Genomic DNA, 15,508 nt, shown 5'->3' with positions numbered 1-15,508 from the left:
CTGACGCTCCGGAAAAATCACCCCGGAAAACGCCATGCGCAGGCGCGCGGCTTCTCGAAGACGCGGTATTCTACGGGAAATTTCAAGGCTTGGGAACTGCATGAATGCAGTTCCCCTGCAAGCAAAATCGGGCGACGCTCAACGACGCGGCAGACCACCGGGACCGCCAGGGCCACCCATACCGCCGGGACCACCCATGCCGCCGCCGGGGCCGCCCATGCCACCGCCGCCGCCCATCATGGAGCTCATGCCGCGCATCATTTTCTGCATGCCGCCCTTTTTGCCCATCTTCTTCATCATTTTCTGCATCTGCTTGTGCTGTTTGAGCAGACGATTAAGATCCGGCACGGTCGTCCCGGAACCGGCGCAGATGCGACGCTTGCGCGAGCCGTTGATGAGATCGGGCTTGCGGCGCTCCTTCGGCGTCATGGAGTTGATCATCGACTCAAGCTTGCCGAATTCCTTCTCGCTGGCCTGCCCCTGGGCCATTTCGGCCATCTGCCCCATGCCGGGCAGCTTTTCAAGCAGACTGCCCATGCCGCCCATGCTCTTGAGCTGCTGGAGCTGATCGCGAAAGTCCTCGAGATCGAAGCTTTCGCCCTTTTTGATCTTTTTGGAGAGCTGGTCGGCCTTGTCGCGGTCGACCTTGCGCTCGGCCTCCTCGATAAGGCTGAGCACGTCTCCCATGCCCAGAATGCGTGAGGCGATACGGTCAGGATAGAAAGGCTCCAGGGCATCGGTTTTCTCTCCCATACCCATGAACTTGATCGGCTTGCCGGTGATATGACGTACCGACAGCGCGGCGCCGCCACGGGAGTCACCGTCGGCCTTGGTCAGGATCACACCGGTCAGCGGCAGAGCTTCATGGAAGGCCTGTGCCGTATTGGCGGCGTCCTGACCCGTCATGGCATCAACAACGAAAAGCGTTTCCTGCGGGGAGATGGCGCGATGAAGGTCGCGGATCTCGCCCATCATGGTGTCGTCGATATGCAAACGACCGGCCGTATCGACCAGCACCACGTCAAAGAACTGAATGCGGGCATGGCGAATGGCCGCTTCGGCAATCGCTGTCGGCTGCTGTTCGCTGGTCGAGGGGAAGAACTCGACGCCCACTTCATGAGCCAGCGTTTCAAGCTGGTCGATCGCCGCCGGGCGATAGACGTCGGCCGAGACCACCAGGACCTTTTTCTTTTCACGCTCGCGCAAAAAGCGGGCGAGCTTGGCCACCGAGGTGGTCTTGCCCGCCCCCTGCAGACCGGCCATCAGAATGACCGACGGGGTCTGCTTGAGCTCAAGGGGCACATTGCCCTCGCCCATGGTGGCTTCCAGCTCCTGCTGGACGATCTTGACGAACTGCTGGCCGGGCGACAGGCTTTTGGACACTTCCTGACCCACGGCGCGCACGCGAACGCGCTCGACGAAGTCCTTGACCACCGCCAGCGAAACGTCGGCTTCCAGAAGCGCGCGCCGGACTTCGCGCAGGGTGTCCTTGATGTTCTCCTCGGTCAGTCGTGCCTGTCCGGTCACGGATCTGAGCGTGTGGGAGAGACGATCTGTCAGGTTATCAAACATGAGCTTCTCCGATGGTGCAGCGGCGGCGGCAGAAACGTGAGAGGCGCCCATGCCGAGACCGGAAAATGTTGGCACGCATTATAACGGTTCAGGGGACTGCCATGCACCAGCCTGACAAGGATTCGTGCTGAAGGCGGGCAAGATACCCCGGTGATGCCCGGTTTCGATCGAGGTTGGCTCCCGGTATAGTAGTCAAACCCCGTGATCTGCATCACGACGCGCACGCCCGGTTCGCGATTTCCATACGGATAGTCACATAACGATGCTCACGCTTTTTTCTGCCCTTGTGGCAGTCGTGTTTTACTGCACCGCCGCCTGTCGCCAGATGCTGTCCCTGACCCGGCGACTGCCCGTGCGTCAGGGGCTGGTCAGCGCCGCCGGCGCCCTGGCGGTGGTGGGCCATGGCATCGTGGTCTATACCACACTGCGCGCCCATGACGGCCTTAATCTGGGCATCTCTGAAACCATCTCGCTGGTATTTTTCCTGATTGCCGCTTTGCTGTTGCTGGCCAGCATCAAAAAACCGGTGATGCCGGCCGCGGTGGGCCTTTATCCGCTGGCCGCGCTGAGCGTGATAGGCGCCGTCGGTTTCCCCGAGTCCAGTATTGAATACGGTTTTACCCCCGGCATGCTGGCACATATTGCCACCTCGGTGCTGGCCTATGCCTTTTTGATCATGGCCGCCGGCCAGGCCGTATTGCTGGCCGTTCAGACCCGCGCGCTCAAGCACAACCACCTTCGCGGCATCATCCAGGTTCTGCCACCGCTGACGACCATGGAACGGCTGATGTTCGAGCTGATCATCTGTGGCATGGTCTTTTTGACCGCCTCGATCATCAGCGGCTTTTTGTTCATCAACGATCTTTTTGCTCAGCACCTGGCGCACAAGACCGTGTTGTCACTGCTGGCGTGGGTGCTCTTTTCCATCCTTTTATGGGGCCGCTATCAGCGCGGCTGGCGCGGGCCGTGGGCCATTCGCTGGACGCTGGGCGCCGTGGTCGTGTTGATACTGGCCTATTTCGGCACCAGGCTGATCATCCAGCTGCTGCATGGCTGAGCCATGTCGCGGGGAGGCTGCCCCCTGCCAATGCCGCCTTGACACCCATGACACAAGTTTCTAAAAACGATCGATCACTGATTCCGAGGATCCACCGACCTTGAGCGATGACACTCCCCTGGGGCTGATGTTTGCCCTGCTCGTGCTGCTCATTATCCTGTCTGCTTTTTTCTCGAGCTCGGAAACCGGCATGATGTCCATCAACCGCTACCGGTTGAAGCATCAGGCCAACACGGGTCACAAGTCCGCCAAACGCGTACTGCGCATGCTGTCGCGGCCTGACCGGCTGATCGGTGTCATCCTGATCGGCAACAACTTCGTCAATAACCTTGCCGCCTCGATCGGCACCATCATCGCCATCCACTTTTTTGGCGAAGTCTCCGGGCCGGCCATCTCCACGGCCATTTTGACCCTGGTCGTTTTGATCTTTGCCGAAGTCACGCCCAAGACCATGGCCGCCCTGCGCCCCGAAAAGATTGCCTTTCCCGCCTCGCTGATTCTCGACCCCCTGCTGCGCGTGCTTTATCCGCTGGTCTGGCTGGTCAACGGCATCTCCAACGGTCTGCTGCGCTTGGTCGGCGTTCGCGAAATCGACGGAGGCGCGGCGCATCTGACTCGTGACGAGCTGCGAACGGTCGTGCATGAAGCAGGCACCATGATTCCGCGTCGCCACCAGACCATGCTGCTGTCGATCCTTGATCTGGAAAACGTCACGGTCAACGACATCATGGTGCCGCGCCACGAGGTGGTCGGACTTAACCTCGAGGATGATCTGGACGTTTTGCTCTCCGAGATTCGCACCAGTCAGCACACGCGAGTGCCGGTCTACAAGGGCGATATCAACAGCATCATCGGCATTTTGCACCTGCGCAATGCCGCACGCATCATGTCTCAGCCCAACGTCAGCAAGGCCTCGATTGTGCAGGAAGCGCGCGAGCCCTACTTCGTGCCCGAGTCCACGCCGCTTCATACCCAGCTGCTCAATTTCCAGCAGCAAAAGCGCCGCATCGGCATCGTGGTCGATGAGTACGGCGATGTTCAGGGGCTGGTCACGCTCGAGGACATCCTTGAAGAGATCGTGGGCGAGTTCACCACCGATATTGCCGATACGCATCAGGAGATTCATCAGCAGGACGACGGCAGCTACATCATCGATGGCACCGCCAACATTCGCGAGATCAACAAGGTCCTGGCCTGGCAGCTGCCGACCAGTGGCCCCAAGACGCTCAACGGATTGATTCTCGAATATCTGGAATCCTTTCCCGACGCTCCGGCCAGTCTGGAGATCGGCCCCATCCGGCTCGAGATTCTCGAGATCAGGGAGAACCTGATCACCTCCACACGCTGCTGGCAGACCCAAAAGCGCACCACGCGTGCAAGCGATGCCCGCCAGTGAGCCGGGATCGGCATATCGCAAGGGCCGCTTTTGAGATTGAATTAAGCCTGTTTTGGTAAGTTGCGCGGTATCCATGATGGTCGCCCCGGGGACGCATGATGTTATCGCTCAATTTTTCGCACGACTTGCGTGCAACAGGTCAACATGATGTTCATGGATAGCCTTCGGCTGCGCTTGCCTCTCCTTTTCTGCCTGATGATGCTTCCGGTCATGATTGCAACGGCCCGGGCCTGCCCTGAAGAAGGTCGCGACGTCTCTCAGGATGAAGTGCTGCAGATGACCGAAAACGGCCATATTGAGCCTTTCCCCGTGATTCTTGAAAAGGCCCGGGAGTATCGCAGCGGCAAGCTGCTCGAAGCCAAGCTCGACTGTGTCAACCAACGTTATGTTTACGAAATCGACATGCTCGATCATGATGGACAGATCAGGGCACTTCGATTCGATGCCGTTACCGGCAGACATCTGGGCCTGGAAGAAGATTAGAGGGGTAAAGGTAACCATGCGGCTGCTATTGATTGAAGACAATGTCCCGCTTGCGGACGAACTGACTGCCCTGTTTACCCAGCACGGCTACGCCGTTGACTGGTGCACGGATGGCCGCGATGCCGCTGTCATGGCAACCAGCGAACCCTTCGATATCATTATCCTCGATCTGGGCCTGCCCGGTCGCCCTGGCCTGACGCTGCTGGAGCAGTGGCGCGCCGACGGACTGGACACGCCCATTTTGATTCTCACGGCCCGCTCCAGCTGGAGCGAGCGCATTACCGGCCTGCGCGCCGGCGCCGATGACTATCTGCCCAAGCCCTTTCATCCCGATGAGCTGATCCTGCGCCTTCAGGCACTGGTGCGGCGCCGCCACGGCCAGCGCCCGTCGCCGACCATTTCGGTGGCCGGTGTCGTGCTGGACGAAAACGGCCAGAGCGCATGGCGCACCTCCAACGACACGCCGGTCAACCTGACCCGCGCCGAGTTTGCGATCCTGCGCTATCTGATGCTGCACCCGGAACATGTCATCGCCAAGGATCGCCTTCTCGATCACCTCTACGACAGCGAGCATGACCGCAATCCCAACGTGGTCGAGGTGCACATCAACCACCTGCGTCAAAAGCTCGGCCGTGGCGTGATCATCACCCAGCGGGGCCAGGGCTATCGTTTCGGCGGTGACAGCGTCGCCGCCTGATGTCGCTGACCCGCCGCCTCGATCTGGGACTGCTGGCTTCGGTGCTGGTGGTCATGCTGCTGCTGGCCCACGGCAGCGTGGTGCTCTTTGACTACGTCCTGCGCGACTACCTGACCGAACGGCTGCGCGAGGATGCCGAAAGCCTGGCCACGCTGCCGGTGGATCGTGACGATCAGGTCCGCATTGATCCGCTACGCCTGCGCGCCTCTTTCAATCAGGTCTACTCGGGCCAATATTTTGTCATCGACATTGATGACACCATCCACCTGCGCTCGCGCTCTTTGTGGGATCATCGCCTCAAGCCCGTGGCCGGCGATACCGCGCAGATTCGCCAGGGGCCGGAAAACCAGTCCCTGCTGGCCTGGACCGGTCAATATCATCGCGGACGACATCACTTCACCATCACCACGGCGCTGGATTACAGCACCGTGACCCGGCGTCTGGACTGGCTGCGTCTGTGCATCTGGGGACTGGGCGGCGTCATGGCCATTTTGCTGGTGTTCATTCAGCGTCGGGTCATTCGTCTGGGGCTCATGCCGCTGGAGAAGCTGCAACGTGAACTGGCCCAGCTGCACGAAGGCAAGCGAATGGCGCTGGAAACCCGGGTCCCGGACGAAATTGCCCCCTTCGTCGAGGAACTCAATCACCAGCTGGAGCGCATCGAGCGCGTGCTCAACCGCTCACGCGACGGCATTGCCAATCTGGGGCACGCCCTCAAGACGCCGCTGTCGGTGATGGAAACGCAGCTGGCCCGCCCGGAACTCGAGCAGTTCCCCGACCTTCGTCAATCGCTGCATGCCCGGCTGGATGACATCCATCGTCTGGTGGAAAAAGAGCTGCAGCGCGCCCGACTGGATACCGGCGAAGTGTCTGCCGCGGCCCGCTTTCAGCCGGACAGCGACATTCAGCCCCTGCTGGACACGCTGCGCGAGATTCATGCCAACGTGACGTTCATCAATGACAGCGCGCTGCTATCGCCCCTGCCCTGGGACCGCGATGAACTGCTGGAGATTCTGGGCAACCTGCTGGACAACGCCGGCAAATGGGCGCACGGCCTCGCCCGCCTGACCATGTCCTACCAGAAGGGCCGGTTCGTGATGCTGGTCGAGGATGATGGCCCGGGCATACCGCCGGACCAGCGAAGCCGGGTGATGGGGCGCGGCACGCGCCTGGATGAACAGGTTACCGGCCACGGTCTCGGGCTGGGCATCGTGGAGCAGATTGTCCATCATCACGGCGGAGAGATTCATCTCGGCGCCAGCAATCTGGGCGGGCTGGCCGTCACCGTGGAACTGCCCGCGCCCCTGCCGGGCTGAACCACCTACCCGTCACCGCGCGGCCTGGCGCGGCTTTTACCCGGCAACATCGTCCTGCTCTGTCAGCGCAGCCGGTGCACGCACGGGCTTGTTGCTGGCATAGGTGTCGATGCTGGTCTTGAGCGCGGCAACGCTTGCCTGAAGCGATTCACGCGTCACGGTCTGTGAAGCGACCGGCGCGCCAAAGCTCAAACAGACCCGGGCGCGAAAGCGCTTCGGCATGCCCTGAAACGGCACGCCCTCATAGCGCGACGACCAGGAGCCCCACAGACCGGACAGTGCTGCCGGTACCACCGGCACCGGGTCACGCTTGAGGATCAGGTCGATACCGCGACGAAACTCGTTCATCTGGCCATCCCGTGTCAGACGCCCTTCAGGAAACAGCATGACCACTTCCCCGTTTTGCAGCGCCTTGCTGACCAGATCCAGCGCGCGACGCATGCCCTTGGGATCACGGCGTTCGGAGGCTACCGGGATGGCCCCGGCCATGCGGAAGAACCAGTTGAGCCAGGGCGATTCGTAGATGGGCTTGTCCATCAGAAAACGCAGTGGCCGGGGGCTTGCGCCGCCCATGACCAGCGCATCCATGAAGCTGACATGGTTGCACACCACGATCGCCGGCCCCTCATCGGGAATATTCTCGATTCCCCTGATGCGCAGTCGATACCACAGGTGTACCAGCACAAAGATGCTGATGCGCATCATGGGACGTGCCTGCAACAGGGCGCAGACCAGCGCCGTCAAAAGGGAAATGGCCGCGAGAGAGGCAAAGAAGGTGTGCAGGGAAACACTCAAAACGCCGATCAATACGGCGCCAAAGGCCGCCGACAGCACCATGAACAGCGCATTGAGAATATTGTTGGCGGCGATCATGCGCGCCCGATTCTCGTCACGGCTGTAAATCTGCACCAGCGTATACAGCGGGATGATGTAGAGCCCCCCGCCGACCCCGATCAGAATCAGATCCAGCAGCATCCACCAGAATCGCGGCATGGCCATGAGCTCTGCCAGCGTATTGATGCCCGTGCCCAGCATCGGGTGTGCCGCAAAGTCAAAGCCCGCCAGCGCCAGTACAAAGGCACCGATGGGCACCAGTCCCACCTCCAGCCGGCCGGCCGATAGACGGGCACAGACCAGTGACCCGAGCCCGACGCCCACGGCAAAGGCCGCCAGCAGCACGGTCACCGCACCGGCTTGGCCACGTACCACATGACTTGTCCACAGCGGCAGCTGCGTCAGATAGCAGGCACCCAGAAACCAGAACATGCTGATGCCGATCAGGGCGCGAAAGATGCGAGGTGTATGCCAGGCGGCGGATAGTACCTGCCAGGAGCCTCGCAAGGGCTGCCATTTCAGCTGCCCTCGCGACTGGGCCGGAGCGGGCGGTACAAAAAACGCTGCGCCCAGACCACACAGGGAAACAATCACCAGCGTGGCGCCAATCAGCACGTGCGCCTGACTGCCGCCGACGGCCATAAGGATGCCGGCGCCAAGCGTGCCGAGCAAAATGGCCAGAAAGGTCCCCATCTCGACCCAGGCATTGGCCTGAACCAGCTCCGTGCGCTGCACGTGCTGGGGCAGAATGGCGTACTTGACCGGTCCGAAAAGCGCCGACTGGGTCCCCATCATGAACAAAAGCCCCAGCAGCAGGGCGTAGGCTTCAAACCAGATGGCAAGTGCTGCGCACACCATGGTGGCAAGCTCCAGCCACTTGAGTGCAATGATCAGCGCACGCTTGTCCCGGTAATCGGCAAGCTGCCCGCCCCAGGCGGAAAACAGTAGATAGGGCAGGATGAAAAGGGCGGCTGCCAGGTTATTGATCAACCCCGCATCCCAGCCCAGCCGGGGCACGGCCACAAAGGTCACCAGCAGCAACAATACGTTTTTGAAAACGTTATCGTTAAAGGCGCCCAGCGCCTGAGTCCAGAAAAAGGGCGCAAAAAAGCGACTGCGCATCAGGCTCAGGACATTTCTCAACGGCCCGTCCCCCCGGCGCGCAGTCCTGACAAAATGGTGTGCAGCAGCTGGTCGAGCAGCTCGGTAACCTCAAGGGCCTGCCCCTGACCATAACCCAGACGCTCATTGAGCCCCAGCTGCACAAGGCCGTGCACGCTGCCCCACAGGGTACGCGCCAGCCGGCTGGCTTCGAGGTCTGCCATGTTGGGCTGTACTTCCTTGAGCGTGGCCTCGACCCGCAAAAACAGCGCCTCGATCATGCGCCCCTGACGGGTATCAAGCTCCCCCTCTTCGGCCAGCGGATAGTCAAACAGCAGCTGCCAGCGATGAGGATAGCGGTGAGCGAAATTCCAGTAGGCTCTGGCCAGTGCGCTCAGGCGCTCATCGGGCGTGCCGGCCTGGAAGGTATCGATCTGTCCCTTGAGGCTGTCGAGCGTTTCAAGGTTGACGTACTGAAGCAGATTGTTGAAGCTGCCATAGAGCTTGAGCAGCGTACTGGGTGCACAGCCAACGTCGCGTGCAATGGAGCGCAGGGACAGGGCATGTATGGGGTGCTCCTTGAGCCAGCTGTCGCATGCCGCCATGACACTGGCATGCAGCTCCTCCGGTGAATGCTGTCTTGGGCGCGCCATAAGATTCCTGCCTGTTATATTTTGTGATCGAACACTGTTTTCATACAGCATATCCAGCCTGTCTTTAAAAGCAAGGGATATTGCGGATACGTAAAACACAAGTATCGTGAACAGTCTTTATACATGGATACATGACATTTCAAAGTTTTCCTTAATGAGGCGGCGCGCTCTGCCACTCTTTTCAAGTCGTCAGGAGGGGCTGCCATGGCAGGGCGTCTATATATTGAAGCGCTGAACACCGCACGGCTTCTGGACGACATCGTGATCGACAAGCCCGTGATGGCCAGTCCCAATCTCGCGCCCAGGCACTGGCTGTCGATGCTGCGTCTCGAGCAGGGGCAGATACATCTGGGTCGCGCCTTCTGGGGCATGACGCCCTCCTGGCTCAAGGTGCTTGACCATGCTCCGCACTGCGCGCGGGCCGAGTCCCTTGATGACAGGCGCATGTTTCGCGAGGCTTTCAGTGCCCGACGCTGTCTGATCCCGGTCTCCGGGGTCTATATCTGGAAACAGATGCCGCGACAGAAACAGCCCTTTTTGGTCACCCGGGTCGATCGTGCCCCCTTCATGCTGGCAGGCATCTGGTGTCGCTACATGAGCGATATTCGAACGGCCTTTGACTCCATGGCGCTGATCACGGTGGAGGTTGATGCCCCGCTCACCCCCCTGACCGACCGCTTTCCCGCCGTCATCGGCGCCGATCAGGCGATGGACTGGCTGTCACCCGACACCCCCACAACGCGAGCACGCGAGCTGCTCTCACCGGCGCCACCTGCCCTGCTGGGCGCCTTTCCGGTCGAGCGCCTGGTCAATGACCCGGCCAATCAGAACTGGCACTGTGCCCGTCCCACCGGTCACATGATGACCGCCACGCGCGGCGCCATTCATGCCACCGGGCACTAGCCGGACCCAAAGACACCTTCAGTGCTCAGGACGCCATCTGATCCTGACCACGCGAGCGATATTGATATCCATGACCATGACGACAAGCGTTTTTGCCAACAGTGGACAGGACAGCCGCATCATACCGGCCCCGGGCGACAGCGCCGACTATCAGGCGCTGACGCTCGATAACGGCCTGCAGATCCTTCTGGTGCATGACACAAGAGCCGAACGCGCCGGCGCGGCAATGAACGTGGCCACCGGCAGCGCCTTCAATCCTGCACGCTTTCCGGGGCTGGCCCATTTCCTTGAACACATGCTGTTTCTGGGCACCGACCACTACCCCGACCCCAACGACTATCAGCAGTTTCTCAGCGAACATGGCGGCCATCACAACGCCTTTACCGCCCCTCGCGATACCAACTACTTCTTTGACATTGCCCCGGAGGCGTTTGCTCCGGCACTGGCACGTTTTAGTCGCTTTTTTATCGCCCCGACCCTGGATGACGCCTACGTCGAGCGCGAACGCCATGCCGTCAACGCCGAATATCAGGCTCGACTGCAGGATGATGGTCGACGCATCGAGGATGCCCTGAGCCAGGCACTCAACCCCGAGCACCCTTATAACCATTTCAGTATCGGCAACCTCGACACGCTGAAGGACTATCCACAGCAAAGCCTGCGCGATGCACTTGTGGCCTTTCATGAAACGCACTACGACGCCAATACCATGTCGCTGGTGCTGACCGGCCCACAGTCGCTGGAAGAGTTATCTGCCCTGGCCCGGGAGCATTTCACCGAGGTGCCCGACCGGGGCCTGATCCGACGCACCATCGACCAGCCGCTGACAGCTGATGATCAGTTGCCCGCGGCCATGGCCGTGCAGTCGCTGGACCAGCGCCGCCAGGTCCGCTTTCTCTTCCCCATCCCCGACCCTGACCGGGACTATCGCCTCAAGCCGGTCTCGTTTTTGTCCCACATGATCGGCCATGAAGCGCCCGGCAGCCTGCTGGCCCGTCTTCGCCAACAGGGGTGGGCGGACGCTCTGTCTGCCGGCAGCGTTCGCGCCGACGGCCGACGCGCTCTGTTGATGGTCAACATCGAGCTCACGCCGCAGGGCAGCGAACATCTGGAGGAGATTCAGGCCGCGCTGCTGGAATGGATCGAGCTGATTCGCGACCAGGGCGTCGAGTCGTGGCGCTACGACGAGCAGGCCCGCCTCGTCGAACAGCAGTTTCGCTTCCAGCAGCGCCAGTCGCCTGCCCAGCAGGCCACGACGCTGTCAATGGCGATGGCCCGCTACCCCATCCAGGAAGTGCGTCGGGCCGGCTTTCTGATGGAGGGCTTCGACGGCCCTCGTATCCATGACTATCTGGACGCCCTGACAAGTGACCGGCTGCTGCGTCTTTATACCGGCCCCGAGGTTACCGGCGAGCAGCGCTCGCCCTGGTTTGACACGCCCTGGGGCTACCGCCCGGTCAACCAGGCGCCGATCACGACCGCCATCGAAGAACTGGCCCTGCCACAAGCCAACGACTTCATCGCCCGCGATCTGGACATGATCAACGATGAAGCCGACGAGACCCAATGCATCATCGACACACCGGGGCTGGATCTGTGGCTGCACGCCACGGGAGAGTTTGACGCACCACGTGTGGAGTGGCGGATCAGCCTGCAGAGCCCGGAGGCGGGCCAAAGCGTCCAGCAATCGGTCATGACCGAGCTGCTGGCGCGCTGGCTGGAAGACAGCCTGTCCGATGCGCTGTACCCGGCCCGGCTGGCCGGCCAGGGGATGAGCGCCCACGCGCACGCACGCGGCATGACCCTGTCGTTTTCGGGCTGGCGCGATCGTCAGACACTGGTGATAACGCAGGTGCTCGAGCAGCTTTTGCACGCTGAAATGGAGGATCGCCATCTTCAACGTGTCCGTCGCAGCCTTGAACGCCGCTGGCAGGATGAACCCGGCTCGGCCCTTCATGAGCAGCTCAACAGGGCCATGGTGCAAAGTCTGATTACGCCGGGCTGGACCAGCGAGACACGCCTGGCGGCGCTGGAAGAGATCACGCCCGAGGCGCTGCGAGACTTTCGTCGTCAGTGGCTGACCGAGCTGCATGTTCAGGCACTGGCGACCGGCGACACCCGTGCCGATGACGCCCGAGCGCTGGGTGAAACTCTTGAGTCGATGCTGTCGCCCCGGGTATCACTGGACGCCATTCCAGCGCTTGCCGTGCCGTCGGTGCACGCCACGCCCCCGATGCTGCGCCCGAACAGCCGACGCGGCGATTCAGGCGTTTTGATCTATCTGCAGGACGAAGGCCGCACGCTGCAGGATCAGGCCCGTCTGGCCATTCTGGGACAGATGATCAGTGCGCCCTTTTTCAATCAGCTCAGAACCGAGCAGCAGCTGGGCTATATCGTCTCGGCGCGCTATCAGCCGCTGCTCGAGTCGCCCGGGCTGGCCCTGTTGGTACAGTCACCCGATCACGACACCACCACGCTGCAAGCGCGTATCGATCAATTTCTGACAGGATTTGACGACATCGTCGCGGGCATGGGAGAGCCAGGCATCGAGGCCTACCAGCAGGCGGTTGCCGAGCGGCTTGTCGAGCGCGAACAGCGGCTGGGGCAGAGAGCCTCCCGTCTGTGGCAGGAGCTGGCACACGGCTGGACTGACTTCGACCGCCGTGAGCAGCTGGCAGAGGCGGTCAACCGACAACGGCCTGACGATATTCGCCTGGCCTGGCAGACGCTTCGCGCGCGCCCGGTACTAATGGCCGGCGCCGATGATGGCGTACCGGCCAACATCCAAAAGACTCCCTGGCAGCCTTTTCTGACCCCCGCACCGTAATTTCCTGCAACACGGTGTCGCAGGCCTAGGCAAAGGCCTGCGGCGGCATCATCGCCTCGACGTGCATCACCAGCTCCTCGATGCACTGACGATCGCGGTCGCTCATGCTCGAGAGCTCCCCGTTGAGGCGCTCGATTTCGCGAGCGAAGCCGGCAAGCGTCATGGCCGCCACCTTCGGATCGTTCAAACGCTCCCATCGATCGCTTTCCCAGCGCACGCGCTCCTCTGAAGTGAGCACTTCCGGGTAGTTGCGCGCCTTGTAGCGAAAGAACATCTCCTCGAGACGAGGGTCCTGAAAGGCAGGGCGCAGCGCTTCGAGCGCCTCGATTGGTGTCTGCCGGATACGGCCCATCTCGCGCTTGTCGCTGTTGGAGAAAAACCCGCCCGAGTAGAGCATCAGATCCGGGTCGGCCGGTGGTGCCTGCGGCGGCGTGCTGAACGCCTGCGCTACGCGCGTCGACAGTTCTTCGCTGCCGGCGAGCTGCTGCCAGTGCCGCTCGGCGGCCTCACGGTCGATGCCAAGACGTTCGGCCACGGTGTCGTCCACGGCCTTGATCGGCATCAGCACCGGGCTGCGATTGAGATGAATCACCTTGAGCGGAATGCGCGACGTGCCCTCCGCCAGCTCATCGGCGCTGGCAAAGACACGCTCGGCAATGGCCTCGGGACTGAGCTCGAAAAGCGGCGCCGGGTCCATGGCCAGATCCACCACAATCACCCCGTTGGGATTGGTCGGGTGCATGGCCAGCGGGGCAATCAGGGCGCTGCAGCCGCGACTGGCCGGATAGCGCCGCGAGATATGCAGCATGGGCTTTCGGGTATTGATATCCAGAAGCGAGGCCACCCGGCGCTTGTCGCGCAGCCCCAGCAGATAGTCAAAGAGCTTTTCATTGCGCGCGCGCAAAAGTTTTGCAAGCTCGATAGTCGCCCGCACATCGGCCAGCGCATCGTGAGCGTCGCCGTGCTCGATACCGTTGGCAACGCTGAGCTTGTCCAGCTTGAAGCTGGGGCTGCCGTCCTCCCGCGTGGGCCATTCGATGCCTTCCGGTCGCAGCGCATAAAAGGCGCGCACGGCATCGATCAGATCCCAGCGTGAATTGCCGTTTTGCCACTCGCGGGCGTAGGGGTCGATGAAGTTGCGATAGAACAGATGGCGCGTGACTTCATCGTCAAAGCGCAGCGAGTTATACCCCAGCGTGCAGGTATTGCCCTGCTGCATCATCTCCAGAATGCGCCCGGCAAATTCGGTTTCCGGCACGCCACGGCGCGAGGCCTGCTGGGGCGTGATCCCGGTCAGCAGACAGGCGACCGGCTGAGGCAGATAGTCATCACTTTGACGACAGTAGATGACTTCGGGCTCACCGATCTCATTGAACTGCGCATCGGTTCGAATGGCGGCAAACTGGGAAGGACGATCGCGGCGCGGGTCGGCGCCGAAGGTCTCGTAGTCGTGAAAAAGAAAGCTGACCGACAAGGCAGTGGCTCCAGACAAGGATCACGGGGCAGGAGATATCATCGATAACGCCTCTCCCGATGACCGAAGCCATCGAAAGAGGCGCATGCGAGCGGCGGCTCAGTCGCGGTTGGGCAGGGTCACGTTGAGCTCCAGTACCGAACAGTTGTCTTCGCTGTCCAGACTGATATTGATGGCATCCTGATCGACTTCGACATAGCGACGGATGACCTCCAGCAGCTCACGCTCCAGCATGGGCATGTAATCGGGCTGCCCCCGCTGGCCGCGCTGGTGGGCCACGATAATCTGCAGCCGCTCCTTGGCGACCGAGGCAGACTTCTTGCGCTCACGTTTTAGAAACTCCAGTAATTTCACCGACGCCCCCCGCCGAAGATCCGACTCAGAAAACTTTTCTTTTGTAGCTGGTGGAAGCGTAGCGGCTTTTCATCTCCCAAAAGCCTGGCCACGGTATCACTATAGGCCTGACCGGCGTCGCTGTCCTGATCATGCGTTACCGGCACCCCGGAGTTGGACGCGCGCAGCACGGCCTCGGATTCCGGAATCAGACCGATCAGCTTGATCGCCAGAATTTCCTGAATGTCTTCCAGATTCAGCATGTCACCGCTGTCGACCCGATTGGGATCATAGCGGGTAATCAAAAGCCGCTCGATCACCGGGTCCTGCGCCTGCTCGGCGCGCCGCGTCTTGGACGCCAGAAGCCCCAGGATGCGGTCGGAGTCACGCACCGAGGAGACTTCCGGATTGGTGACCACGATCGCCTCATCGGCAAAATACATCGCCAGCTGGGCGCCGCGCTCGATACCGGCCGGCGAGTCGCAGACGATATAGTCGAAATCTTCCGACAGCTTTTCAAGCACCTGCTCGACGCCCTCGAGCGTCAGGGCATCCTTGTCGCGGGTCTGCGAGGCCGGCAGGATATAGAGATTGTCGGAGCGCTTGTCACGGATCATGGCCTGATTAAGACCCGCCTCGCCCTGAATGACGTTGACCAGGTCGTAGACCACACGACGCTCGCAGCCCATGATCAGATCGAGATTTCGAAGGCCCACATCAAAATCGATGACGACGGTCTTGTTGCCTCTCAAGGCCAGACCGGTAGCGATGGCTGCCGCGCTGGTGGTCTTGCCGACCCCGCCCTTTCCTGATGTAACGACGATGATCCTGGCCAAAATGCGCTTCCTGTAACTGTTGCGTT

Annotated in this window: 13 protein-coding genes; 7 read left to right on the top strand and 6 right to left on the bottom strand. The window is 61.2% G+C overall.

Annotated elements, in window-relative coordinates:
* Positions 1–138: 138 nt before the first annotated feature.
* Positions 139–1,572, bottom strand: a complete 1,434-nt coding sequence (gene ffh, locus ACS92L_RS15955; protein WP_438766098.1) for a signal recognition particle protein — start codon at positions 1,570–1,572, stop codon at positions 139–141.
* A gap of 262 nt (positions 1,573–1,834) precedes the next feature.
* Between ffh and ACS92L_RS15950 the strand changes: the two genes are divergently transcribed.
* The 5 genes from ACS92L_RS15950 (at position 1,835) to ACS92L_RS15930 (ending at position 6,521) form a co-directional block, all read left to right on the top strand.
* Positions 1,835–2,629, top strand: a complete 795-nt coding sequence (locus tag ACS92L_RS15950; protein WP_438766097.1) for a cytochrome C assembly family protein — start codon at positions 1,835–1,837, stop codon at positions 2,627–2,629.
* Positions 2,630–2,729: 100 nt separating this feature from the next.
* Positions 2,730–4,025 (top strand): HlyC/CorC family transporter, encoded by a 1,296-nt coding sequence (locus ACS92L_RS15945; RefSeq protein ID WP_438766096.1) that lies wholly within the window; start codon positions 2,730–2,732, stop codon positions 4,023–4,025.
* A 210-nt stretch (positions 4,026–4,235) separates the two neighbouring features.
* On the top strand, positions 4,236–4,508 hold the full coding sequence (locus ACS92L_RS15940; protein WP_438766095.1) for a PepSY domain-containing protein: 273 nt from the start codon (positions 4,236–4,238) through the stop codon (positions 4,506–4,508).
* A 16-nt stretch (positions 4,509–4,524) separates the two neighbouring features.
* Positions 4,525–5,205, top strand: coding sequence for a response regulator transcription factor (locus tag ACS92L_RS15935; RefSeq protein ID WP_438766094.1), 681 nt, complete (start codon positions 4,525–4,527; stop codon positions 5,203–5,205).
* Entirely contained in the window at positions 5,205–6,521 is a 1,317-nt protein-coding gene (locus ACS92L_RS15930) for a sensor histidine kinase (RefSeq protein ID WP_438766093.1), read from the top strand. The genes ACS92L_RS15935 and ACS92L_RS15930 overlap by 1 nt, the downstream gene beginning before the upstream one ends.
* Before the next feature lie 36 nt (positions 6,522–6,557).
* Here ACS92L_RS15930 and ACS92L_RS15925 read toward each other — a convergent pair whose 3' ends face one another.
* A complete protein-coding gene (locus ACS92L_RS15925) occupies positions 6,558–8,477 on the bottom strand; it encodes an MFS transporter (RefSeq protein ID WP_438766092.1) in 1,920 nt (639 codons plus the stop codon).
* Positions 8,478–8,494: 17 nt separating this feature from the next.
* On the bottom strand, positions 8,495–9,109 hold the full coding sequence (locus ACS92L_RS15920; protein WP_438766091.1) for a TetR/AcrR family transcriptional regulator: 615 nt from the start codon (positions 9,107–9,109) through the stop codon (positions 8,495–8,497).
* Positions 9,110–9,313: 204 nt separating this feature from the next.
* Between ACS92L_RS15920 and ACS92L_RS15915 the strand changes: the two genes are divergently transcribed.
* Positions 9,314–10,012, top strand: a complete 699-nt coding sequence (locus tag ACS92L_RS15915) for an SOS response-associated peptidase (protein ID WP_438766089.1) — start codon at positions 9,314–9,316, stop codon at positions 10,010–10,012.
* A 70-nt stretch (positions 10,013–10,082) separates the two neighbouring features.
* Positions 10,083–12,839 carry an insulinase family protein gene (locus ACS92L_RS15910; RefSeq protein WP_438766087.1) on the top strand — a complete coding sequence of 919 codons (2,757 nt, stop codon included), beginning with the start codon at positions 10,083–10,085 and terminating at the stop codon, positions 12,837–12,839.
* A 25-nt stretch (positions 12,840–12,864) separates the two neighbouring features.
* On the opposite strand, the gene sbcB is transcribed toward ACS92L_RS15910, so the two are convergent.
* The 3 genes from sbcB to minD form a co-directional block, all read right to left on the bottom strand.
* Entirely contained in the window at positions 12,865–14,331 is a 1,467-nt protein-coding gene (gene sbcB, locus ACS92L_RS15905) for an exodeoxyribonuclease I (RefSeq protein ID WP_438766086.1), read from the bottom strand.
* A gap of 81 nt (positions 14,332–14,412) precedes the next feature.
* On the bottom strand, positions 14,413–14,667 hold the full coding sequence (gene minE, locus ACS92L_RS15900; protein WP_438766084.1) for a cell division topological specificity factor MinE: 255 nt from the start codon (positions 14,665–14,667) through the stop codon (positions 14,413–14,415).
* Positions 14,664–15,482 (bottom strand): septum site-determining protein MinD, encoded by an 819-nt coding sequence (minD, locus tag ACS92L_RS15895; protein ID WP_115854619.1) that lies wholly within the window; start codon positions 15,480–15,482, stop codon positions 14,664–14,666. The genes minE and minD overlap by 4 nt, the downstream gene beginning before the upstream one ends.
* Positions 15,483–15,508: the final 26 nt, after the last annotated feature.

Origin of the sequence: Kushneria halocnemicola (genome assembly GCF_965650455.1) — a bacterium.
Classification (GTDB): domain Bacteria; phylum Pseudomonadota; class Gammaproteobacteria; order Pseudomonadales; family Halomonadaceae; genus Kushneria.
The sequence above is the reverse complement of the archived record's forward strand: the minus strand, read 5'-3'. Positions and strand labels throughout refer to the sequence as shown.

Bases quoted from the DNA above. Each gene is read 5' to 3' on its own strand.
- ACS92L_RS15920 (WP_438766091.1), bottom strand. From the start codon at position 9,109: ATGGCGCGCCCAAGACAGCATTCACCGGAGGAGCTGCATGCCAGTGTC.
- ffh (WP_438766098.1), bottom strand. From the start codon at position 1,572: ATGTTTGATAACCTGACAGATCGTCTCTCCCACACGCTCAGATCCGTG.
- ACS92L_RS15950 (WP_438766097.1), top strand. From the start codon at position 1,835: ATGCTCACGCTTTTTTCTGCCCTTGTGGCAGTCGTGTTTTACTGCACC.
- ACS92L_RS15915 (WP_438766089.1), top strand. From the start codon at position 9,314: ATGGCAGGGCGTCTATATATTGAAGCGCTGAACACCGCACGGCTTCTG.
- ACS92L_RS15910 (WP_438766087.1), top strand. From the start codon at position 10,083: ATGACCATGACGACAAGCGTTTTTGCCAACAGTGGACAGGACAGCCGC.
- ACS92L_RS15940 (WP_438766095.1), top strand. From the start codon at position 4,236: ATGATTGCAACGGCCCGGGCCTGCCCTGAAGAAGGTCGCGACGTCTCT.
- ACS92L_RS15935 (WP_438766094.1), top strand. From the start codon at position 4,525: ATGCGGCTGCTATTGATTGAAGACAATGTCCCGCTTGCGGACGAACTG.
- ACS92L_RS15925 (WP_438766092.1), bottom strand. From the start codon at position 8,477: ATGCGCAGTCGCTTTTTTGCGCCCTTTTTCTGGACTCAGGCGCTGGGC.
- ACS92L_RS15930 (WP_438766093.1), top strand. From the start codon at position 5,205: ATGTCGCTGACCCGCCGCCTCGATCTGGGACTGCTGGCTTCGGTGCTG.